Annotated in this window: 21 protein-coding genes; 14 read left to right on the forward strand and 7 right to left on the reverse strand. The window is 63.5% G+C overall.

Annotation, left to right across the window (positions count from 1 at the left end):
• Positions 1-20: 20 nt before the first annotated feature.
• A complete protein-coding gene (locus NGR_RS15595) occupies positions 21-794 on the forward strand; it encodes an SOS response-associated peptidase (RefSeq protein ID WP_012707437.1) in 774 nt (257 codons plus the stop codon).
• On the opposite strand, the gene NGR_RS32360 is transcribed toward NGR_RS15595, so the two are convergent.
• The gene (locus NGR_RS32360) at positions 791-961 is read right to left on the reverse strand and encodes a hypothetical protein (protein ID WP_165447148.1); all 171 of its coding nucleotides are present in this window, start codon (positions 959-961) and stop codon (positions 791-793) included. The two genes, NGR_RS15595 and NGR_RS32360, sit on opposite strands and share 4 nt — an antisense overlap.
• A 94-nt stretch (positions 962-1,055) precedes the next feature.
• Between NGR_RS32360 and NGR_RS15600 the strand changes: the two genes are divergently transcribed.
• The 8 genes from NGR_RS15600 (at position 1,056) to rarD (ending at position 7,992) form a co-directional block, all read left to right on the forward strand.
• Complete coding sequence (locus tag NGR_RS15600) at positions 1,056-1,343, forward strand: hypothetical protein (RefSeq protein WP_164924240.1); 288 nt, start codon at positions 1,056-1,058, stop codon at positions 1,341-1,343.
• Positions 1,344-1,377: 34 nt separating this feature from the next.
• Positions 1,378-2,778: a cysteine--tRNA ligase gene (gene cysS, locus NGR_RS15605; protein WP_164924241.1), complete on the forward strand. Its 1,401-nt coding sequence runs from the start codon at positions 1,378-1,380 to the stop codon at positions 2,776-2,778.
• A gap of 20 nt (positions 2,779-2,798) precedes the next feature.
• Positions 2,799-3,281, forward strand: a complete 483-nt coding sequence (locus NGR_RS15610) for a GFA family protein (protein ID WP_012707439.1) — start codon at positions 2,799-2,801, stop codon at positions 3,279-3,281.
• The gene (locus NGR_RS15615) at positions 3,278-3,757 is read left to right on the forward strand and encodes a GFA family protein (protein WP_012707440.1); all 480 of its coding nucleotides are present in this window, start codon (positions 3,278-3,280) and stop codon (positions 3,755-3,757) included. Before NGR_RS15610 ends, NGR_RS15615 begins: the two co-directional genes overlap by 4 nt.
• Positions 3,754-4,254, forward strand: a complete 501-nt coding sequence (locus tag NGR_RS15620; RefSeq protein ID WP_012707441.1) for a GFA family protein — start codon at positions 3,754-3,756, stop codon at positions 4,252-4,254. Before NGR_RS15615 ends, NGR_RS15620 begins: the two co-directional genes overlap by 4 nt.
• Positions 4,251-5,213 carry a prolyl aminopeptidase gene (pip, locus tag NGR_RS15625; RefSeq protein ID WP_012707442.1) on the forward strand — a complete coding sequence of 321 codons (963 nt, stop codon included), beginning with the start codon at positions 4,251-4,253 and terminating at the stop codon, positions 5,211-5,213. The genes NGR_RS15620 and pip overlap by 4 nt, the downstream gene beginning before the upstream one ends.
• A 45-nt stretch (positions 5,214-5,258) precedes the next feature.
• Entirely contained in the window at positions 5,259-6,875 is a 1,617-nt protein-coding gene (cimA, locus tag NGR_RS15630) for a citramalate synthase (RefSeq protein ID WP_012707443.1), read from the forward strand.
• A 178-nt stretch (positions 6,876-7,053) separates the two neighbouring features.
• Positions 7,054-7,992 (forward strand): EamA family transporter RarD, encoded by a 939-nt coding sequence (gene rarD, locus NGR_RS15635; protein ID WP_012707444.1) that lies wholly within the window; start codon positions 7,054-7,056, stop codon positions 7,990-7,992.
• A gap of 1 nt (position 7,993) precedes the next feature.
• Here rarD and NGR_RS15640 read toward each other — a convergent pair whose 3' ends face one another.
• Positions 7,994-8,611, reverse strand: coding sequence for a TIGR00730 family Rossman fold protein (locus tag NGR_RS15640; protein WP_165447149.1), 618 nt, complete (start codon positions 8,609-8,611; stop codon positions 7,994-7,996).
• A 242-nt stretch (positions 8,612-8,853) separates the two neighbouring features.
• Between NGR_RS15640 and NGR_RS15645 the strand changes: the two genes are divergently transcribed.
• The 4 genes from NGR_RS15645 to NGR_RS15660 all read left to right on the forward strand — a co-directional run bounded on the left by NGR_RS15645 (position 8,854) and on the right by NGR_RS15660 (position 14,326).
• Positions 8,854-10,545 carry a LysM peptidoglycan-binding domain-containing protein gene (locus tag NGR_RS15645; RefSeq protein WP_012707446.1) on the forward strand — a complete coding sequence of 564 codons (1,692 nt, stop codon included), beginning with the start codon at positions 8,854-8,856 and terminating at the stop codon, positions 10,543-10,545.
• 208 nt (positions 10,546-10,753) lie between these two features.
• Positions 10,754-12,646: an ABCB family ABC transporter ATP-binding protein/permease gene (locus NGR_RS15650; protein WP_012707447.1), complete on the forward strand. Its 1,893-nt coding sequence runs from the start codon at positions 10,754-10,756 to the stop codon at positions 12,644-12,646.
• A 108-nt stretch (positions 12,647-12,754) separates the two neighbouring features.
• Positions 12,755-13,453, forward strand: a complete 699-nt coding sequence (locus tag NGR_RS15655) for a phosphatidylserine decarboxylase (protein ID WP_012707448.1) — start codon at positions 12,755-12,757, stop codon at positions 13,451-13,453.
• A gap of 9 nt (positions 13,454-13,462) precedes the next feature.
• Positions 13,463-14,326 carry a CDP-alcohol phosphatidyltransferase family protein gene (locus tag NGR_RS15660; RefSeq protein ID WP_012707449.1) on the forward strand — a complete coding sequence of 288 codons (864 nt, stop codon included), beginning with the start codon at positions 13,463-13,465 and terminating at the stop codon, positions 14,324-14,326.
• A gap of 72 nt (positions 14,327-14,398) precedes the next feature.
• Here the strand turns inward: NGR_RS15660 and NGR_RS15665 are convergent, their stop codons facing one another.
• From NGR_RS15665 to alr, 5 genes are all read right to left on the reverse strand, one after another.
• A complete protein-coding gene (locus NGR_RS15665; RefSeq protein WP_012707450.1) occupies positions 14,399-15,139 on the reverse strand; it encodes an SDR family NAD(P)-dependent oxidoreductase in 741 nt (246 codons plus the stop codon).
• 12 nt (positions 15,140-15,151) lie between these two features.
• Positions 15,152-16,642, reverse strand: coding sequence for an amidophosphoribosyltransferase (gene purF / locus NGR_RS15670; RefSeq protein WP_012707451.1), 1,491 nt, complete (start codon positions 16,640-16,642; stop codon positions 15,152-15,154).
• A gap of 145 nt (positions 16,643-16,787) precedes the next feature.
• Positions 16,788-17,387, reverse strand: a complete 600-nt coding sequence (locus NGR_RS15675) for a CvpA family protein (protein ID WP_012707452.1) — start codon at positions 17,385-17,387, stop codon at positions 16,788-16,790.
• Between the two features lie 140 nt (positions 17,388-17,527).
• Positions 17,528-18,931, reverse strand: a complete 1,404-nt coding sequence (gene radA, locus NGR_RS15680) for a DNA repair protein RadA (protein WP_012707453.1) — start codon at positions 18,929-18,931, stop codon at positions 17,528-17,530.
• 128 nt (positions 18,932-19,059) lie between these two features.
• Entirely contained in the window at positions 19,060-20,199 is a 1,140-nt protein-coding gene (gene alr / locus NGR_RS15685; protein ID WP_164924242.1) for an alanine racemase, read from the reverse strand.
• Positions 20,200-20,341: 142 nt separating this feature from the next.
• On the opposite strand from alr, the gene NGR_RS15690 reads away from it, so the two are divergent.
• On the forward strand, positions 20,342-21,199 hold the full coding sequence (locus NGR_RS15690; protein ID WP_164924243.1) for an AraC family transcriptional regulator: 858 nt from the start codon (positions 20,342-20,344) through the stop codon (positions 21,197-21,199).
• Positions 21,200-21,313 lie beyond the last annotated feature (114 nt).

Raw genomic sequence — 21,313 nt, forward strand, 5'->3', positions numbered from 1 at the left:
TGAAATGCGACATCCCTGTCATGTGCGGACGTTTTGCGCTGACGGCGAGCCCGGAACAATTGTTGGAACTGTTCGGCCTGCTGAAGGTCGAAGATTTCCCGATGCGGTTCAATATCGCGCCGACCCAGCCGATCCTGATCATCGTCGCTTCGGAGCGGGCGGAGCCCGGCAGCAACCTGCCGGATCGCCAGGCGATGCTCGTGCGCTGGGGCTTCACCCCGGGCTGGGTGAAGGATCCGCGCAGTTTTCCGCTGCTCATCAATGCACGCGCCGAGACCGTGGCGGAAAAGGCCGCCTTCCGTGCCGCGATGCGCCATCGCCGCATTCTGGTGCCGGCATCCGGCTTCTATGAGTGGCATCGTCCGCCGAAGGGTAGTGGAGAAGCCTCGCAGGCCTATTGGGTTCGGCCGAAGAAGGGTGGCATCCTCGCCTTCGCCGGCCTCATGGAGACCTGGTCGTCGGCTGACGGGTCGGAGGTCGACACCGCCGCCGTTCTCACCACGGGCGCGAACAAGACGATCCGGCACATCCATGATCGCATGCCGGTCGTGATTCCGCCGGAGGAATTTTCCCGCTGGCTGGACTGCCGGACGCAGGAACCGCGCGACGTGGCAGACCTTCTGGCTCCGCCGCCGGAGGACTATTTCGAGGCGGTTCCCGTGTCCGACAAGGTCAACAAGGTCGCGAATAGCGGGCCCGACCTCCAGGACGAAGTCGCCCCCATAGCATCGATCCTGGCGAAAAGACCTCCCGCCGAGCGCGAAAAGGAAGACGGACAGTTGACGCTCTTTTAGGGCGCGCTCCGGCCTGCCACGCGGGGTGCTTGACGAGTTTTCTTGCCGGCAGGTTTGGCCTTGGCCTGCAGGCAGGCGGCGAGCACGGCCTTGAGGCCAAGCGGCCGATATTGCGCCACGAGATCGGCCGCCGGGGGCTTGGAGCCGGGAGTCTTGGCGGGTTTCATTTGTATGTTCTCCTTGATGCTTCCTATATATCGGGAACGCTTCGTCTTCGCTTTTGTGCCCGAAAACGGCGTTTCTCCTTGTTCCGCGGGAAACATGGATCCGCTGCTGCACGAAAGTGCAGTGCGAATCACGCTTCCGCGTTACGATCCGGTCGAGCCGAATCGTGACAAATCGATGGCCGCAGTCTTTCGCTCGTGTCCACTTTTGCTTGCATGCGGCCGGCCTCTTGACCGGCGCCATGCGACGCGCGATAAGGATCGCCATGAAAACGGTTATCTGCATTATTTGCCGGAAGATTATTCGCTAGCGATCCGCTGGCCTGGCCGTTTTCGTCTCCCGAAATCCAAGATGACAAACGTGCGGGCCGCCCCGGGCGCATAGTGCTACGGTTGCAATGCAGACTTGGAGATTTGGGATGGGCGGAATGCCGACTTTGAAGCTGTACAACACGCTGACGCGGGAAAAGGCCGATTTTCGGCCGATCGACCCTCTAAACGTCCGCATGTATGTCTGCGGCCCGACCGTCTACGACTATGCCCATATCGGCAATGCGCGGCCGATCATCGTCTTCGACGTGCTTTTCCGGTTGCTTCGCCACGTCTACGGCGAAAGCCGCGTCACTTATGCGCGCAACATCACCGACGTCGACGACAAGATCAACGCGCGTGCCCTGCGGGACTATCCCGGCCTGCCGCTGAACGAAGCGATCCGGCGCGTCACCGAAAAGACCGAGACGCAGTTCCTCGATGATGCGACCGTGCTCGGCTGCCTCGAGCCGACCGTGCAGCCGCGCGCCACCGAGAGCATCGCCGAGATGGTCGAGATCATCGAGAAGCTGCTCGCCAAGGGGCATGCCTACCAGGCTGAAGGGGAGGTGCTCTTCGATACGAAGTCGATGCGGGACTATGGCCAGCTTTCCAGACGCAATCTCGACGAGCAGCAGGCCGGCGCGCGGGTCGCGGTCGAAGCCCACAAGAAGAATCCCGGCGACTTCGTACTCTGGAAGCTTTCCCAGGAGCATGAGCCCGGCTGGGACAGTCCCTGGGGCCGCGGCCGGCCCGGCTGGCACATCGAATGCTCGGCGATGAGCGGCCGCTATCTTGGCGACGTTTTTGACATTCACGGCGGCGGGCTTGACCTGATCTTTCCGCATCACGAGAACGAGATCGCCCAGTCGCGCTGCGCGCACGGCACGGACGTCATGGCGAATGTCTGGATGCACAACGGCTTCCTGCAGGTCGAAGGCCGCAAGATGTCGAAGTCCGAAGGCAATTTCGTCACGATTTACGAGCTTTTGCACACGGAGAAGTTCGGCGGCCGCCAATGGCCGGGCGAAGTGCTGAGGCTGGCAATGCTGATGACGCATTATCGCGAGCCGATCGATTTTTCCATCAAGCGGCTGGAGGAGGCCGAGCACCTGCTCTCCAGATGGCCGGTGCCGGGTGAGGCGGCGGGCGAGGCGGACGCGGCCATCGTGGCCGCGCTGGCGGACGACCTCAACACCGTCGCGGCGATCCAGGCGCTGCATGCGCTGGCGCAGAAGGCGTCGGTGGATGCGCAGTATCTCGGCGCCTTCGCTGCAAGCGCCGCGCTCCTCGGCGTGCTGCCGAAGGAGATCGAGCTCGACGTGGCGGTCGTCGAGGAGATCGACGGTCGCGTTCGAGCGCGCCTCGAACTCCTGAAAGCGAAGAACTATGCCGAGGCTGATGCCATCCGCGCCGATCTCCTGGCCCGAGGCATCCAGCTCAAGGACGGCAAGGATCCGGAAACGGGCGAGCGGGTGACGACCTGGGAAGTGAAACGGTCCCAGACCTGAGCATGCAATAGGAGGAAGACATGGCTGACGATGTCCATACCGGCGGATGCCAATGCGGTGCGGTCCGCTTCCGCGTCGAGGGCAAGCTCGGCGACGCATCAGTCTGCCATTGCCGTATGTGCCAGAAGGCGAGCGGCAATTTCTATCTGCCGCTCGTTTCGGTGCGCGGCGCAAGAGTTTCCTGGACGCGGGGCGAGCGCAAGCGGTTCCAGTCGTCCAATGCGGTCTGGCGCGGCTTCTGCGGCGGTTGCGGCACGCCGCTTACCTTCGAGGCGCCGGACGGCATGGCGCTGGCGATTGCTGCTTTCGACAGGCCCGAAGGCATAACACCGACGATCCAGTGGGGTATCGAGGCGAAATTGCCTTATGTCGACAATGTGCCGAGCCTTCCCGGCGAGGAGACGATGGCCGACATCGACGCGGCTTCATACCTCGCTGATGTCGTTTCCTATCAGCATCCCGATCATGACACCGAAAACTGGCCCCCGGAGGAGAGACGATGAGTGACGCCATGCGAACTGGAGGGTGCCAGTGCGGTTCGGTTCGTTTCCGCATTCGCGGCGAGCTCGGACGCCCGTCGATCTGCCACTGCCGGATGTGCCAGAAGCAGTTCGGTTCGTTCTTTTCGGCCCTGGTGACGGCGCCGAAGGACGGGGTGGAATGGGTACGCGACGAACCGAGCTATTTCCAATCCTCGGTCAATATCGATCGCGGCTTTTGCCCGAAATGCGGTACGCCGCTGACCTATCGGCATCCCGGCGGCCTGGAAATCGCCATCGGCGCCTTCGACGACCGCTCCGATCTCGCGCCGCGGATCCAGGTCAACTACCAGGCCCGGCTGCCGTGGGTCGAAACGATCTTCGACCAGCCGGTCCATGATGATCAGGACTATTATGCGCGGCAGGAACAGGTCATCTCCTTCCAGCATCCCGATCACGAGACGGAGCAGTGGCCGTCGGCAGGGCAGTGGACATCATGATCCGGCGCATCTTCACGGGCGGCTGCCAATGCGGCCAGGTGCGTTACCGTGCCGAGGGCACGCTCGACGATCCGCATATCTGTCATTGCCGCATGTGCCAGAAGGCGGCGGGCAACTATTTCCTGCCGCTTGCCAATATCGCGCGCGAGAATTTGAGCATCACCCGCGGCCAGCCTTCCTGGTTTCGCTCTTCCGATCTGGTGCGGCGCGGCTTCTGCCGCAATTGCGGGACGCCGCTCTTCTACGACATGCCGGATGCGAGCTTCCTGAACATCGCACTCGGCTCGCTCGACGATCCCGATGACGTCCAACCCATCTATCAGTCCGGCGTCGAGTCGCGGATGTTCTGGTTTGCGCACCTGCCGAGACTTCCCGAGAAAGACACCGATGACGGCAGTGAAGAAGCAGCCGCGCGCCATCTGTGCGTGCTGGAATCGAACCGCCAGCACCCCGATTTCGACACAGTCCACTGGCCACCCGAGGAAGTCTTGCCGTGAGTGCTGCCCTCAGAACTCTTTATCCGGAAATTGAACCCTACGCCTCGGGTCGCCTCGACGTCGGCGACGGCCATGTGATCTACTGGGAAAAGGCAGGCACATCAGGGGCGAAGCCGGCCGTGTTCCTGCATGGCGGACCCGGCGGGACGATCTCGCCGAATCATCGCCGCCTCTTCGATCCGGCGCTTTACGATGTGACGCTGTTCGACCAGCGCGGCTGCGGCAAGTCGACCCCGCATGCGGCGATCGAGGCCAATACGACCTGGCATCTCGTCGCCGACATCGAGCGATTGCGTGAACTCGCCGGCGTTGAGAAATGGCTGGTATTCGGCGGTTCCTGGGGCTCGACGCTGGCGCTCGCCTATGCCGAAACCCACCCGGAGCGCGTTTCCGAGCTCGTCGTCCGGGGCGTCTATATGCTCACCAGGGCCGAACTCGACTGGTATTATCAGTTCGGCGTCTCGGAGATGTTCCCGGACAAGTGGGAGCGCTTCATCGCCCCGATCCCGCCGGAAGAGCGTCACGAGATGATGCGCGCCTATCACCGCCGCCTGACGAGCGACGACCGCGCGACGCGGCTTGCGGCGGCCAAGGCCTGGAGCATCTGGGAGGGCGAGACGATCACGCTTCTGCCGGAGCCGGAGACCAGTACCCGGTTCGAGGAAGAGGAGTTTGCCGATGCCTTTGCCCGGATCGAGAACCATTTCTTCGTCAATGCCGGCTGGCTCGACGAGGGGCAATTGCTGCGCGATGCGCACAAGCTCCACGGCATCCCGGGCGTGATCGTGCATGGCCGCTACGACATGCCGTGCCCGGCCAGATATGCCTGGCAGTTGCACAAGGCCTGGCCCGAGACCGAGTTCCATCTGATCGAGGGGGCGGGCCATGCCTATTCCGAGCCGGGCATTCTCGATCGCCTGATCCGCGCGACCGACAAATTCGGCGGCAAGACCGAATAGCGGTAAACCCGCACTGATTTCCAGACCTGCATTTTGGACCGAGCCATGACCAAGGAACGCATCTATCTCTTCGACACGACGCTTCGAGACGGGCAGCAGACGCCCGGCATCGACTTTTCCGTCGAGGACAAGATCGCCATTGCGGCCATGCTCGACGAATTCGGAGTGGACTATGTCGAGGGCGGTTATCCGGGAGCCAATCCGACCGACACGGAATTCTTCACGCATAAGCGTACGCAGAAGGCCTCCTTTGTCGCTTTCGGCATGACCAAGCGTGCCGGCATCTCCGCTTCCAACGACCCGGGCCTCAACGCGCTGCTCTCTGCGAAAAGCGATGCCATCTGTCTCGTCGCCAAGAGCTGGGACTATCATGTCGAGGTGGCACTCGGCTGTTCGAACGAAGAAAACCTCGAGAACATCCGCGCCTCGGTCGAGGCCGTCGTCGCCTCCGGCCGCGAGGCCATGGTCGATTGCGAACATTTCTTCGACGGCTACAAGGCAAACCCGGCCTATGCGGTCGCCTGTGCGAAGACGGCGCTCGAGGCGGGGGCGCGCTGGGTGGTGCTCTGCGACACCAATGGCGGCACGCAGCCGCCGGAAATCCGCGGGATCGTTTCGGCCGTCGTCGCGTCAGGGGTCCCGGGCGCCAATCTCGGCATCCACGCGCACAACGATACCGGCCAGGCAGTGGCAAATTCCTTGGCGGCGGTCGAGGCCGGCGTCCGGCAGATACAGGGAACGCTGAACGGCATCGGCGAACGCTGCGGCAACGCCAACCTGGTGACGCTGATCGCAACGCTGGCGCTGAAGCAAACCTATTCGGCGCGCTTCGAGATGGCCATCGACGCCGACAAGCTGCAGGAATTGACAACGCTTGCCCATGCCTTCGACGAACTCCTCAATCGCTCGCCCGACCCGCAGGCGCCCTATGTCGGCGCTTCGGCCTTTGCCACGAAGGCCGGCATTCATGCCTCGGCGCTCCTGAAGGATCCGCGCACCTACGAACATGTCGCGCCCGAGTCGGTCGGCAACCTGCGCAAGGTCATGGTCTCCGACCAGGGCGGCAAGGCGAACTTCATCAACGCGCTGAAGCGACGCGGCATCAAAGTCGCCAGGGACGATCCGCGGCTCGACAAGCTGATCGAGATCGTCAAGGAGCGCGAGGCGACCGGTTATGCCTATGAAGGTGCGGATGCGAGCTTCACGCTGCTTGCCAGCCGCATCCTCGGCACCGTGCCCGATTTCTTCCATGTCGAAAGCTTCCGGGTCATGGTCGAGCGGCGCTTCGATGCGAACGGCAATCTGAAAACCGTGTCGGAGGCCGTGGTCAAGGTCATCGTCGACGGCGAAGTGATGATGTCGGTCGCCGAGGGGCATGGTCCCGTCAATGCGCTCGACCTTGCCCTTCGCAAGGATCTCGGCAAGTTCCAGTCGGAGATCGCCGACCTCGAGCTCGCCGACTACAAGGTGCGCATCTTGAATGGCGGCACCGGTGCCATCACCCGCGTGCTGATCGAATCGACCGACCGAACGGGCGCGCGCTGGTGGACCGTCGGCGTCTCCGACAACATCATCGACGCGTCTTTCCAGGCACTGATGGACAGTATCGTCTACAAGCTGCTCAAGAACCGCGACCGGGTCGGGCTGATAGCTGCCGAATAGTCCTTGCCCCATCTTCAACGTCGTTCACGCTTCGGTTCACGGAAATGAATTGGTGCATCACCGTTCGTTGGGGTAGGACGCAAGGAGGAGGGACGGCAATTCTGCACCCAGGACTTGCCGTCGATCGAGACCGGAGCGATCTCCGCTTGGCTGCGGTCGAGTTTTCAGGATCAGGATCATGGCCGAGCCGAACGCGAAACAGCCCGCAGAGAATACCGATTCCGCGAGAGGATTCGCCTTCGCGCTGACGGCCTATTTGCTCTGGGGTTTCCTGCCCTTCTTCATGAAGGCCGTGGCGCATATCCCGGCACCCGAGGTCGTCGCGCACCGCATCGTCTGGTCGGTGCCGCTCGCCGGCCTCGTGCTCCTGTGGCTCGGCCGCACGCAGGAGATCAGGACCGCGTTGCGCTCGCCGCGCATGCTGAAGATGGCGACGCTGACGGCCGCGCTCATCACCGTCAACTGGGGCATCTATGTCTGGGCGATCGGAGCCGGGCGGGCGATCGAGACGGCACTCGGCTACTACATCAACCCGCTGTTCTCGATTTTCCTCGGGGCTCTGCTGCTCAAGGAGAGGCCGAGTCCGACGCAGATGGTGGCGATCGCGCTCGCTGCGCTTGCCGTCGCCGTGCTCGCCTTCGACGCCGGTGGCCTGCCCTGGGTTTCGATCGGGCTTTGCATCTCCTGGGGCTTTTACGCCTTCTTCCGCAAGACGCTGCCGATCGGTCCGAATCAGGGATTCTTCCTCGAGGTGCTTCTGCTCAGCGTCCCGGCGATCGGCTACATCATCTGGCTCGAGGCGACCGGGCAGGGCCATTTCGGTGACACGACCATGACCGACGTCGTGCTGCTTCTCTCTTGCGGCCTTGTCACCGCCGTGCCGCTGATGATCTACGCCAATGGCGCCAAGCTCCTGCGGCTGTCGACCATCGGCATCATGCAGTACATCGCCCCGACGATGATCTTCGTGATCGCCGTGTTTGTTTTCCACGAGCCCTTCGGCGTCGCGAAACTGATCGCCTTCGCGCTGATCTGGGCGGCGCTCTTCATCTATTCGGGCGCGATGCTCGTCGAAAGCAGGGCTCGCCGTGCGGCGCAGCCGACGCCGGCGGAATAGCTCACATCTTGGCGATGATCTCGGTCTCGCCTTCGCGGCCGTTTGAGGCGACGCTGGCCAGGATGCCGGGGACGATGTCTTCGACCCGGTCGATCACCAGCGGCTGAACCAGGTGAGCCGTGTGGACGAAGCCCTGCTCGCGCATGTGCGTCAGGAGTTCGAGCATCGGCGCCCAGAAGCCGTTGATATTGCCGAACACCATCGGCTTGCGGTGGCGGCCGAGCTGCGCCCAGGTCATGATCTCGACGATCTCCTCCAGCGTGCCGATGCCGCCGGGCAGTGCTATGAAGGCGTCGGCACGCTCGAACATCGTGTGCTTGCGTTCATGCATGTCGCCGGTGACGATGAGCTCGTTGAGCTGGCCGAGCGAGTGGCGGGTCGCTTCCTTGTCCATCAGGAATTCGGGGATGATGCCGGTCACGTGGCCGCCGGCCGAAAGCACCCCGCTTGCCACTGCACCCATGATGCCGCGTGTGCCGCCGCCATAGACGAGCTGCAGACCATGATCGGCGATCGACTTGCCGAGCAGACGGCCCGCCTCGATATACGCGGGATCGCGTCCGGGCTGTGAACCGCAATAGACGCAGACGGATCGAATCGGGGCAGGGTGCTTGATCATGAAGGCAAAAAAGACATTGCAGCGCAGCATGGTCAAGGAAAATGCGCGAAAATCTGTCGCGCCATTGCTCGCCTGCGCAGTCGAAGCTTGTTCTTAACTACAGGAAACGTTAGCAATTTCAGCATTACATTGAAGAATTCGGACGGGCGACCGCCGTTGCGCTATAATGTAGCAAAGGCTTGCATGTTGCGAGCCGATAAGGGGCATGTGCGGAGCAACGCTCCGCTCCTGTGGAGAGTGGCATGATTAAGAACAAGGCCAGCTGGGTGGCCCTCGGTGTGCTGGCAATTGCGACTGCATTGATGGTCTTCGTGGTTCAGCCGAACCTCGATCTGAATGAAGATGACAAGGATCAGGCCGCGCAACCGGCGGCAAGCGGCAGTGAGACCGCAGGAGCGGCCCCGGCCGGCAAAGTCGAAGGCGATTCGAGCACCGGGGCGGCCACGCAGCAAGCGGCCGCGAGCTCCGCTCCCGCTGCGGCCGGCGGTTTGACCATTCCGGGGTTTGATCTTCTTCGCGTCGAGCCGGACGGGTCGACCGTCGTCGCCGGCCGCGCCCAGCCAGGTACGAAGCTGGAGATCCTCAGCGGCGATACCGTTGTCGGCACGGCGGATGTCAACGCCGCCGGGGACTTCGCCGCCGTCTTCGACAAGCCGCTTGCAACGGGTGACCACCAGCTCACGCTCAGAAGTGTTGCTGCCGACGGCGCCAGCAAGATTTCGGAAGAGGTTGCGACCGTTTCCGTGCCGAAGGAGCCGGGCGGGCAGTTGCTGGCGATGGTCTCCAAGCCGGGCGAGGCGAGCCGGCTGATCACCACGCCTAAGGCCGAGTCCAAGCCGACCGAGACTGCCGCGGTACCCGCCACCCAGAACGGCGCGACGGAGGCGACGCCGGCGCCTTCCAATATCGTGCCGGGATTGCAGGTGACGGCCGTGGAGATCGAAGGCAAGAAGATATTCGTTGCCGGCAATGCGAAGCCCGGAGCGCTGGTGCGCATCTATGCCGACGAGAAGCTTGTCGGAGAGATGAAGGCGGACGAGCAGGGACACTTCGTCGTCGATGGTTCGGTTGATCTCGCCGTCGGCAGCCACATCATCCGTGCGGACATGTTGGGCGAGGACGCCACCAAGGTCGCGATGCGCGCCTCGGTGCCTTTCGACAGGCCGGCCGGCGCGCAGGTTGCCGCGATTGCCGGTTCCTCCGCGGGCTCCGCTGCCCCAGGCCTCGACGGCCTCAGGACGGAAGCAGGCAAGGCGGTCGCCCTGCTGAAGGGGTTGTTCACCGATGGAAAGCAGCCCTCCGCCGAGCAGCTTGCCGCTGCTCGTTCGGCAACGGAATTTGCGCTGAAGTCGCTTTCCGAGTTCAAGCCGGCCGACAGTTCCGACGCGGCGCAGACGGCCGCGGCGGCCGAGGTTTCAAAGGCAGCCGCCGAGGCTCTGAAGCTTCTTCGAAATTCGCCGCAGGACCCGGCAAGCATCGTCGCGACGCTGGGCAAGGTTGATGGGGTCATCGGACCTGCCTTGCCGCAGCAGCCGGCCGGGACCGTCGTCACGGCCTCCGCCAAGCCTCAGGGCACGGCGAGCGATGCGGTGGAGCCGCCGAAGCCCGGGAACACGGCGAATGCCGCACCTCAGTCTTCGGGCGAGCAGGTCGCGGTGTCGCCGCCGGCCGAGGCGCAACCTGCAACGATCGAGCAGCCGCCGCTCAAACAAAGCAAGGAATCGGTAATCATCCGCCGCGGCGATACGCTCTGGCAGATTTCGCGCCGCGTCTATGGCGCGGGGGTACGCTATACGACGATCTATCTGGCCAACCGCGAACAGATCGACAATCCCGACCTGATCCGTCCCGGCCAGGTGTTCGGGGTTCCCAACGAGTCTCTCTCCGACGAGGAGTCGCGGGAGATCCATCGCAAGCGCGTGAGGCGCGAATAATTGTTCGTCCGCCACCGCAGTTCCATTGCGGTGGCCGGTTTGCAGACCTATCTGTAAGGAAACGCGGCGTCTTCAACGGACGCCGCTTTTCATTGATCGGTCAGGGGATCGCGGACGAGCTCGAGCGGTATCCCGGCCTCTCGGATGACGTCGGGGGTCGCGCGCATTAGGCATCGCCGCAATCCGGAAGCATTGGAAGCAGAAGCACTTGGCACCTCAGAACCAGAAGAAGACGGTTTCCGCCGATGCCGCCAATCCATTCGGTACGATCGCCAATCTCTGGCCCTATATGTGGCCTGTCGACCGTCCCGATCTGAAGCTCAGGGTCATTTGGGCGACCATCATTCTTGTCGCCGCCAAGATCGTCCTCGTTCTCGTACCCTATTTCTTCAAGTGGGCGACCGATGCGCTGAACAACAAGCCGGATACACTCGGTTTCCTGCCGCAGTTCCTGACCGGCGCCGTGATGCTGGTACTCGCCTACAATCTGGCGCGCCTGCTGCAGTCCGGACTCAACCAATTGCGCGACGCCCTTTTTGCGAGTGTCGGCCAGCACGCCGTCCGGCAGCTTGCCTACAGAACCTTCGTCCACATGCATCAGTTGTCGCTGCGCTTCCATCTGGAGCGGCGCACCGGCGGCCTCTCGCGCATCATCGAGCGCGGCACCAAGGGCATCGAGACGATCGTTCGCTTCACGATCCTGAACAGTGTCCCGACATTGATCGAATTTCTGCTGACCGCGGTGATCTTCTGGTGGGGTTACGGCTTCAGCTATCTCCTCGTCACCGCCATCACCGTCTGGCTCTACATCTGGTTCACGGTGCGCGCCAGCGACTGGCGCATCGCCATCCGCCGGTCGATGAACGACAGCGACACCGAGGCCAACACCAAGGCGATCGATTCGCTGCTGAACTTCGAGACCGTCAAATATTTCGGCAACGAGGAGATGGAGGCGAAGCGCTTCGACAAGTCGATGGAGCGCTACGAACGCGCCGCGACCCAGGTCTGGACCTCGCTCGGCTGGCTGAACTTCGGCCAGGCGCTGATTTTCGGGGCCGGCACCGCGGTGATGATGACGATCTCGGCGCTCGCCGTCAAAAGCGGCGAACAGACCATCGGCGACTTCGTCTTCGTCAACGCGATGCTGATCCAGCTCGCCATCCCGCTGAATTTCATCGGCTTCGTCTATCGCGAAATCCGCCAGGGGCTGACCGATATCGAGCACATGTTCGATCTCCTCGACGTTCAGGCGGAAGTGATCGACCGTCCGGAGGCCAAGGAACTGACGATCGGCCGCGGCGCGATCGCCTTCAAGGACGTGCATTTCGCCTATGATCCGGCTCGTCCCATCCTCAAGGGAATTTCCTTCGAGGTGCCGGCCGGCAAGACGGTGGCGGTCGTCGGTCCGTCAGGAGCGGGCAAATCCACCCTGTCGCGGCTGCTCTACCGTTTCTACGACGTACAGCAGGGGGCGATTACCGTCGACGGTCAGGATGTGCGCGACATCACCCAGCAGAGCCTGCGCGGCGCGATCGGCATGGTTCCCCAGGATACCGTGCTTTTCAACGACACCATCGCCTACAACATCCGTTATGGCCGTACGGCGGCTTCGGATGCCGAGGTCGAGGCGGCCGCCGAAGCCGCGCAGATCGCCGACTTCGTAGGCGGCTTGCCGGACGGCTATCGGGCGATGGTCGGCGAGCGTGGACTGAAGCTTTCGGGCGGCGAGAAGCAGCGCGTCGCGATCGCGCGGACGATCCTGAAGGCACCGCCGATCCTCATCCTCGACGAGGCGACCTCCGCCCTCGACACGAAGACCGAGCAGGAAATCCAGGCCGCCCTCGACGTCGTGTCGCGCAATCGCACCACCCTGGTGATCGCCCATCGCCTGTCGACCGTCATCAATGCCGACGAGATCATCGTGCTCAAGGACGGCGTCATCGCCGAACGCGGCACGCATGGCGAGTTGATCGACCGCGACGGCCTCTACGCCTCCATGTGGAGCCGCCAGCGCGAGGCAACGCAAGCCGAGGAGCAGTTGAAGCGGGTGCGCGAGCGCGACGATCTCGGCATCGTCGATCGCGGCGTGCCGGCGGCATGATGAGGGTCGCTGTCGGCCGCACCGCTGCAACTCTCATTTGGCGTTCGCCGTTGCCGGGCCTGCGAATTCGCGCTAGTTCACCTGCGACATTACATCTGGAGTAAGTTGATGAGCTTGGTCGAAACGGTCCGCAACACGCTGGTCCCGGTGCACAAGGAAGGCTATCGCTTCATTGCGATCTTCTTCGTCGTTTCCCTGATCCTTGGTCTCCTGTGGGAGCCGCTGATGTGGATCGGCTTTCTGTTGACCGCCTGGTGCGCCTATTTCTTTCGCGATCCGGAGCGCATGACGCCCATCGACGAGGATCTCGTCATCAGCCCCGCCGATGGGCGCGTATCGTCGATCGCCACCGTCACCCCGCCGGAAGAACTGGGCCTCGGCTCGGAACCGATGCTGCGCATTTCCGTGTTCATGAATGTCTTCGACTGCCATGTGAACCGTGCCCCGATGAGCGGCACCGTCCGGCGCATTGCCTATCGCGCCGGCAGCTTCCTGAACGCCGAACTCGACAAGGCGAGCCATGACAACGAACGCAACGGCCTTGTCGTCGAGACGAGCCACGGCGCCATCGGCGTCGTCCAGATCGCCGGCCTGGTGGCGCGGCGCATCCTCTGCTGGACGACGGAAAATGCGTCGCTGGAAGGCGGCGAGCGTTTCGGCCTCATCCGGTTCGGTTCGCGCGTCGACGTGTTTCTGCCGGAAGGCGCGCAGCCGCGCGTCAGTGTCGGCCAGAAGGCTGTCGCCGGCGAGACTGTGATCGCCGAATTCGGCTCGTCGAAGGGGCCGCTCATCAGCCGACGCGCGTGAGGAACCGACATGGAAAACCCCCGGCAGGAAGAAGCGGCAGAAAGCCCGGAAACGGCGGTCGACACGAACGACACGCATGACAAGGCCCGCGGCCCGCGGCTGCGGGAGATTCCGCTGCGGCTGATGGTGCCGAACACGATCACAGTCTTGGCGATTTGTGCCGGCCTCTCCGGCATCCGCCTCGCTTTCGAGAATCGCTTCGAGCTCGCCGTCGCGATGGTGCTGTTTGCAGCCTTCCTCGACGGCATCGACGGCCGCGTGGCGCGGCTGCTCAAAGCGACGTCGAGCTTCGGCGTGCAGATGGACTCGCTTGCCGACATCATCAATTTCGGCGTGGCGCCGGCCTTGGTCCTCTACGTGTTCATGCTCGACCAGGCGCGCTCGGTCGGCTGGATCGCCGCGCTGATCTATGCGATCGCGGTCGGCTTGCGGCTCGCCCGCTTCAACGTCATGGCCGAACGTCCCGTCAAGGCCGCCTGGCAGTCGGAATATTTCGTCGGCGTGCCGGCGCCGGCCGGCGCCATGCTGGTGCTGCTGCCGGTCTATATCGGCCTCCTCGGGCTTGCGCCCGGCAGGACCTTTGCGCTGATAGCGTCGGTCTATACCGTGTTGATCGCCTTCCTGCTGGTCAGCCGTCTGCCGGTCTGGTCCGGAAAATCCGAAAACCGCGTGCGCCGCGATCTGGTTCTCCCGGCCATCCTGGTCGTCGTCCTCTACGTCGCGACGCTGATGACCTATACCTGGGAGACGATGGCGGTTACTGCCGTGGCCTACCTGATCAGCCTGCCGTTCGGGGCTCGCTCCTGGCAGCGAAAATACGGCGACTGGCCCGCGGGCCAGGGCGGCGATGGCTTGCCGGGCGACAGCGACTGATTGCAATGCATGAAAAGAAAAAGCCACCGCGAGCCCCGCGGTGGCTTTTTCTTTGATATCCGCAGAGCCTGGCTACTCCGGCATGCGGTAGTCGACGATCTTCTTTTCCCGGACCAGGAAGAGCTTGCCGGTCTCGGTCTGCTCGGGCCCGAGCAGCGGCATCAGCGCGGCGGCGACCTCGGAGGGGTGAGGCACTGTGGCGGGATCCTCGCCCGGTACCGCCTGAGCTCGCATCGCGGTCCGCGTCGCCCCCGGATCGACGCTGAGGATGCGGAGCGGCAGGCGCTGCGTCTCGTATGCCCAGGTCCGCGCCAATGCCTCGACGGCGGCCTTGGAGGCGGAGTAGGGGCCCCAGAACGGCTTGCACTTGTGCGCAGCGCTTGAGGAAAGGATGAGCGCGCGACCGGCATCGGACTTGACGAGTAGCGGCTCGAGAGAGCGGATCAGCCGCCACGTGGCGGTGACGTTGATCGACATCACCTTTTCGAAGACCTTGGCTTCCACATGGCCGATCGGCGAGATCGTGCCGAGCACGCCCGCATTGGCGACCAGGATGTCGAGCTTGCCCCAGCGTTCGTTGATGGCGCCGCCGAGCTTGTCGATCGCCGCCATGTCGGCGAGGTCGAAGGGAACCAGCGTCGCCGATCCTCCGGCCGCCTTGATGGCGTCGTCCAGTTCCTCCAGGCCGCCGACGGTGCGGGCGCAGGCGATGACATGCGCGCCGGCCTTGGCGAGTTCGAGGGCAGTGAAATAGCCGATCCCGCGCGATGCGCCGGTAACGACGGCGATCCGGTCTTTCAGATTGAGCGTCATTGTGGTGTCTGGTTATCCGTTGCTGGCAAGAACCGAAAGTTTGCGGACGTTGCTCGCGCCTTCCTGGTCGAGCAGGCGGGTCGGATAATCGCCGGTGAAATAATGGTCGGTGAACTGCGGCGCCTGCGGGTCGCGCGGCGCGCCGCCGACAGCCTGGTAGAGACCGTCGATCGTCAGGAATTCGAGCGAATCGGCGCCGATGTAGCGGCACATCGATGCGAGGTCGGCATGCTGGTTGGCCAGCAGCTTGTCGCGGTCGGGGGTGTCGATGCCGTAGAAATCCGGATGGAAGATCATCGGGCTGGCGACGCGGATATGCACCTCGCGTGCGCCGGCCTCGCGGATCATCTGGACGATCTTGACCGAGGTCGTGCCGCGAACGATGGAATCGTCGACGAGCACGACGCGCTTGTCCTTGATCATGGCGCGGTTGGCCGAATGCTTCAGCTTGACGCCGAAGGCGCGGATCTGCTGTGTAGGCTCGATGAAGGTCCGCCCGACATAGTGGTTGCGGATGATGCCGTACTCGAAGGGAATGCCGCTCTGCTGTGCGTAGCCTAGCGCCGCCGGTGTGCCGCCGTCGGGCACCGGAACGACGACGTCCGCCTCGACGGGCGACTCCTTGGCGAGATTGACGCCCATGTTCTTGCGCGCCACGTAGACGCTGCGGCCGCCGACGACCGAATCCGGACGGGCGAAATAGACATATTCGAAGAGGCAGAGCCGTTCAGGCCGCGGCGATTCCGGCTTGCGTGCGTCGATCGAGATCGAGCCGTCCGGCTGGATCTCGCAGATGACGACTTCGCCGTTCTCGACATCACGGATGTACTTGGCGCCGATGATGTCGAGCGCGCAGGTTTCCGAACAGAAGATCGGCTTGCCGTCGAGTTCGCCCATGACGAGGGGGCGGATACCGATCGGGTCGCGCGCCGCGATCAGTTTGGTTCGCGTCATCGCCAGCATCGAATAACCGCCTTCCATCTGGCGGATGGCATCGATGAAGCGATCGGAGGAGGAGGCCTGCTTCGAGCGGGCGATGAGGTGAAGGACGACTTCGGTGTCCGAGGTCGACTGACAGATGGCGCCGTCGGCAATCAATTGGCGACGCTGCGTCAGGCCGTTGGTGAAGTTGCCGTTGTGGGCGATTGCGATGCCGCCGACTTCGAGTTCGGCAAAGAGCGGCTGGACATTGCGCAACGCCACTTCGCCAGTCGTCGAGTAGCGCGTGTGCCCGATGGAAATAAAGCCTGGCAGCTTGGCCAGCGTGGCGGGGTCGGTGTAGTGGTCGCCGACGAGGCCCATGCGCTTTTCGGTATAGAACTGCTTGCCGTCGAAGGTGACGATACCGGCCGCTTCCTGGCCGCGATGCTGGAGCGCGTGCAGCCCGAGTGCCGTCAGGGTGGCTGCGTCCGGATGACCGAGTATGCCGAACACGCCGCATTCCTCGTGCAGGGTGTCGCCGTCGAGTTCGTCGTGGATTTCACTGGATCTGAGATCGGTCATCGCAGTCGCCTTTGCTCCATGCCGGTGCGCATATCGTGATCAGGCTGCCAGTCGTCAAGCAATCTTAGCCGAAATGACTGGCAAGCGTTATTTCCAAATGGACAAAGCCCGCGCAGCGGGCTTTGTCGCATGATTTCCTCGTTACTCAGCCGTTCGTCGCGGGCGCGTCCTCGGCAGGCGACTGGTCCGGGGCGGCCGGCGGGGCATCGCTTTCGCCTTCGCCGGTCGTGTCCTTGCCGCGCAAGCGATCGAGAATGGTGGCGTCCGCCTCTTCCGGCAGCAGCGCGACCAGCTTGTTGCCGAGATTGTCGAGCAGCGGCTTCGATTTCGCCTGGGTGACCCAGCCCGGCTGCTGCGGCGGCGCCACCAGCCAGTTGAAGAACAGCATTGCGACGACGACGAGCAGGATGCCGCGCGCAGCGCCGAACAGGAAACCAAGCGTGCGGTCGAGTGCGCCGATGCGGCTGTCGATGATGAAATCGGCGATCCGCATGGTGATGAAGGAGATGATGATCAGAGCCACCAGGAAGATCACGGCGGCCGAGCCGATCATCGCGACCGTGTCGTTGGTGGTGTATTGCTTGGCGTAGGGCAAAAGGTACGGATAGAGGAAGTAGGCCGCCGCCGCCGCACCCACCCAACTCGCGACCGAAAGGACCTCGCGCGAGAAGCCGCGCACCATGGCGAGAATGGCCGAAAATAGTGCGACGCCGAGAACGATACCGTCGAGAATTGTAATGGGCATGTTGTCCTTACTCCGACCCCCGTCTTGACTCGGGTCTTACCAAGCTTATTCGCCGCGGGCCGCGTCCGCACGCGCTCAGAACGTCTTTCCACCGCTATCGCCGAGCGCCACTGGAAGTACGCTTGGTGGCTCCCGGTGCTTCACTCCGCCTCGTCCGACTGCTGCAGGGCGCGTCGTGAACCGGCGATGCGCGCCACCAGGTCCGGCAGGCTTTCCATCTCGCTCCACCGGCCATTGCCGTTCTTCGGCAGGTCGGTTGTTGCAGACGGCAATACGGCCTGGGAGAATCCGAGCTTCTCGGCTTCCTTGAGACGTTGAGCAGTATGCGCAACCGGCCGGACAGCGCCCGACAAGCTGACTTCGCCGAAATAGACGCAATCGGCAGGAAGAGCAAGCCCGGCGAGCGACGAAACCAAAGCGGAAGCGACGGCGAGATCGGCAGCCGGCTCGGAAATCCGGTATCCGCCGGCAACGTTCAGATAGACGTCGTGCTGGCCGAGGCGGACGCCGCAATGGGCCTCCAGCACCGCGAGGATCATCGACAGCCGCGCCGAGTCCCAGCCGACCACCGCGCGCCGCGGCGTGCCGAGCGACGTCGGCGCGACCAGCGCCTGCACCTCGACGAGCAGCGGCCGGGTTCCTTCCATGCCGGCGAAGACCGCAGCACCGGGCGATTTCTCGTTGCGTTCGCCAAGGAAGAGCTCGGACGGATTGGCAACTTCGCGCAGGCCTCGGTCCGACATTTCAAAGACGCCGATCTCGTCGGTCGGGCCGAAGCGGTTCTTCACGGTTCGGAGGATCCGATAGTGATGGCCGCGATCGCCCTCGAAATAGAGGACGGCGTCGACCATGTGCTCGACGACGCGCGGGCCGGCGATCTGGCCTTCCTTGGTGACATGGCCGACGAGCACGACTGCCGTACCCGTCTGCTTGGCGAAGCGGATCATCGCCTGAACGCCGGTGCGCACCTGCGTCACCGTGCCGGGGGCTGAGTCTACGATGTCGCTCCAGAGTGTCTGGATCGAATCGATGATCACCAGATCCGGTCGCTTGCCCTCGGAAAGTGTCGCCAGGATGTCTTCGACATTGGTCTCGGCGGCGAGCAGCACGTCGCTGTCGGCGGCGCCGAGCCGCTGGGCGCGCAGGCGCACCTGGGCGATCGCCTCTTCGCCGGAGACATAGATGACCCGGTGCTTGCGGCGCGACAGCGCTGCCGCCGCCTGCATCAGCACGGTCGATTTGCCGATGCCGGGATCGCCGCCGACGAGCAGTGCAGAACCGCGCACGAAGCCGCCGCCGGTGACGCGGTCGAGTTCGGATATCCCCGTCTCGATGCGCGGCGCGTCCTCGATCTCGCCGCACAGCGTCGTCAGCGCCACCGGCCGCCCCTTCTTCGGGGCGCGCGTCGGACCGCCGCCGATTCCGCCCGTCGGGTCTTCCTCGATGATCGTGTTCCACTCGCCGCATCCCTCGCACTTGCCGGCCCATCGGGAGTGCACGGTGCCACAATTCTGGCAGACGAATTGAGTGCGAGGTTTCGCCATCGGGATCAGCTTTCGGCAAGTTGTGAGAGACAGAGCCGGCCTGCCTCGGGAGAATCACTAAGAGCGGTCACATAATGACGCGAAATGCCGATTGAAAGGGTGATTTTCGATGGCTCACGAACGACGGCTCAGACGCCGCCGACATAGGTCCGGCAATAGCGGTGCCCAAGGCTGGTCAGGAGTTCGTAGCCGATCGTACCGCCGGCCCGCGCGACATCGTCGATGGCGACGTTCCGACCGAAAAGCTCGATATAGTCGCCGGCACGCACGGCGCGTTCCGGCAAGTCGGTGACGTCGAACAGGCTGAGGTCCATCGTAACCCGGCCGACATGCGGGACCTTTTTGCCGTGCAGGAAGCCGTAGGCACCCGACGGCGTCGCCTGCCTCAGCGTGACCCCGCCGCCCGACACCGAACGGTGATAGCCGTCGGCATAGCCGATCGCCACCGTCGCGATGCGGCTGTCGCGGGCAAATCGGGCCGAGGCGCCGTAGCTCGCCGTTCCACCCGACGGAACGGTGCGCAATTGCAGAATGCGGGCTTCGGCGGTGACGACCGGCTTCATCGGATTGAGGGCGTCGTTGACCGCTTCGCCGCCATAGACGGCGATGCCGGGACGGGTGAGGTCGAAATGGTAGTCTTCGCCGAGAAAGACGCCGCCCGAATTCGCAAGGCTCGCGGGCACGCCTTCGAAGGCGGCTGTCACCTCCCGAAAGCGCTGGAGCTGGTAGAGATTCATCGGATGCCTGGGATCGTCGCCGCAGGCGAGATGGCTCATGACAAGCACCGGCGAAAAGCTCGCCGGGCGCGCTGGATCGTGGGCGAGGGCGATGGCTTCCTCTACCGAGAGGCCGAGCCGGTTCATGCCGGTATCGACATGGAGAACGCAAGGATGGTCGCCCCGCTCGGAAAGCGCCGCCATGAAAACGGCAAGCTGCTCCTCCGAGTTGATGATCGGCACCAGGTCGTTGGCGAAGAAAAACTCCTCGTTGCCGGGCCACATGCCGGCGAGAATATAGATGCGGGCATCCGGGAGGAGCGGACGAAGCTCGGCGCCTTCCTCGGCATCGGCGACGAAGAAATCCCGTGCACCAGCGGCGTAAAGCGTGGGTGCCGCCTGCGCAACGCCGATCCCATAGGCATTGGCCTTGAGCACGGCAGCGGCACGCGCCTTGCCAGAGCGCTCGTTCATCGTCCTCCAATTGTCGGCGATAGCGGTCAAATCGATGGTGAGCCGGTTCGAGGCAGCGAGGAATTCGGGACTGTGCATGGGCGGACTCTTGCGTGAGCGATATCCGAGCAATACATCCAAGCGCCGGATGCCGCAAACGGCTTCGGGCGATGTCGGGCTTGCCGGCATGGTGAGCACTTTTATGCAAGACGCAGAATCCCGCCGCCGCTAGAATTGGCCGATGCATACGATTTCGCAGGAAGAGGCCATCGAGGCCATGCCGCTCAAGGGAGCCGAGCAGACCCGTTTCTGGCGGGATGCGCGCTTCAACGGCATGGAATGCCTGAGTGCGACATTCATCACCCATGAGTTTGCGCCGCATGCGCACGACACCTTCAGCATCGGCGCCATCGAGGCGGGCTCGCAGATCAGCACCATCAAGGGCGAGCGTTCGCAGACAGGCCCCGGTGATCTCTACCTGATCAACCCTGACGAAACCCACGACGGGCATCCGGGCAGTGACGGCTATCGCTACCGGATGATCTATCCGTCGGTGGAGCTGTTCGTTGAAGTTCTCGAGGATGTCACCGGCCGTCCGTTCCGCGGCACGCCCAGCTTTTCGCGGCAGTGGCTGACGGACATCGAACTCGCCGCCGCCTTTCGTCGCGCGCATCAGCTGCTGGAAGGAAGAACTGGAGCGCTCGAGGCCGACGAAGGCATGTTCGGCTTCCTGGCGACGCTGTTCGAGCGGCATGGCAGCGCCATCATCGTTCCGGTCCGCACGCGCGAGAGTTCCGCCGTGCATCGCGCCCGCGACTATCTGCTCGAAAACTATTCGAGCGACATCGGTCTCGACGAGCTTGCCAAGGTGGCCGGCCTCAGCCGCGCCCATTTGATTCGGGCGTTCCGCAAGGAGTTTCACATCACGCCGCATGCCTTCCTGACCGACAAACGGGTGCGTGAGGCAAGGACGCTGCTGCGCCAGGGTTGGCCGCCCGCCGATACCGCCTATCATTGCGGCTTTGCGGACCAGGCGCATTTCACCCGCCACTTCAAGGCGCGCACCGGCGTGACGCCGGGTGCTTTTCGGGCCGGTTGATCACTTTCATTCAAGACCGGCCGCCGCTCGCCTTCTAGAACTCTCCGCAAATCAATGCGGAGATCGTAGACGTGAGAAGGCTAGCAATACCCCAGGAGTTTTTCGGCGGCGTAA

Origin of the sequence: Sinorhizobium fredii NGR234, assembly GCF_000018545.1 — a bacterium.
Classification (GTDB): Bacteria; Pseudomonadota; Alphaproteobacteria; order Rhizobiales; family Rhizobiaceae; genus Sinorhizobium; species Sinorhizobium fredii_A.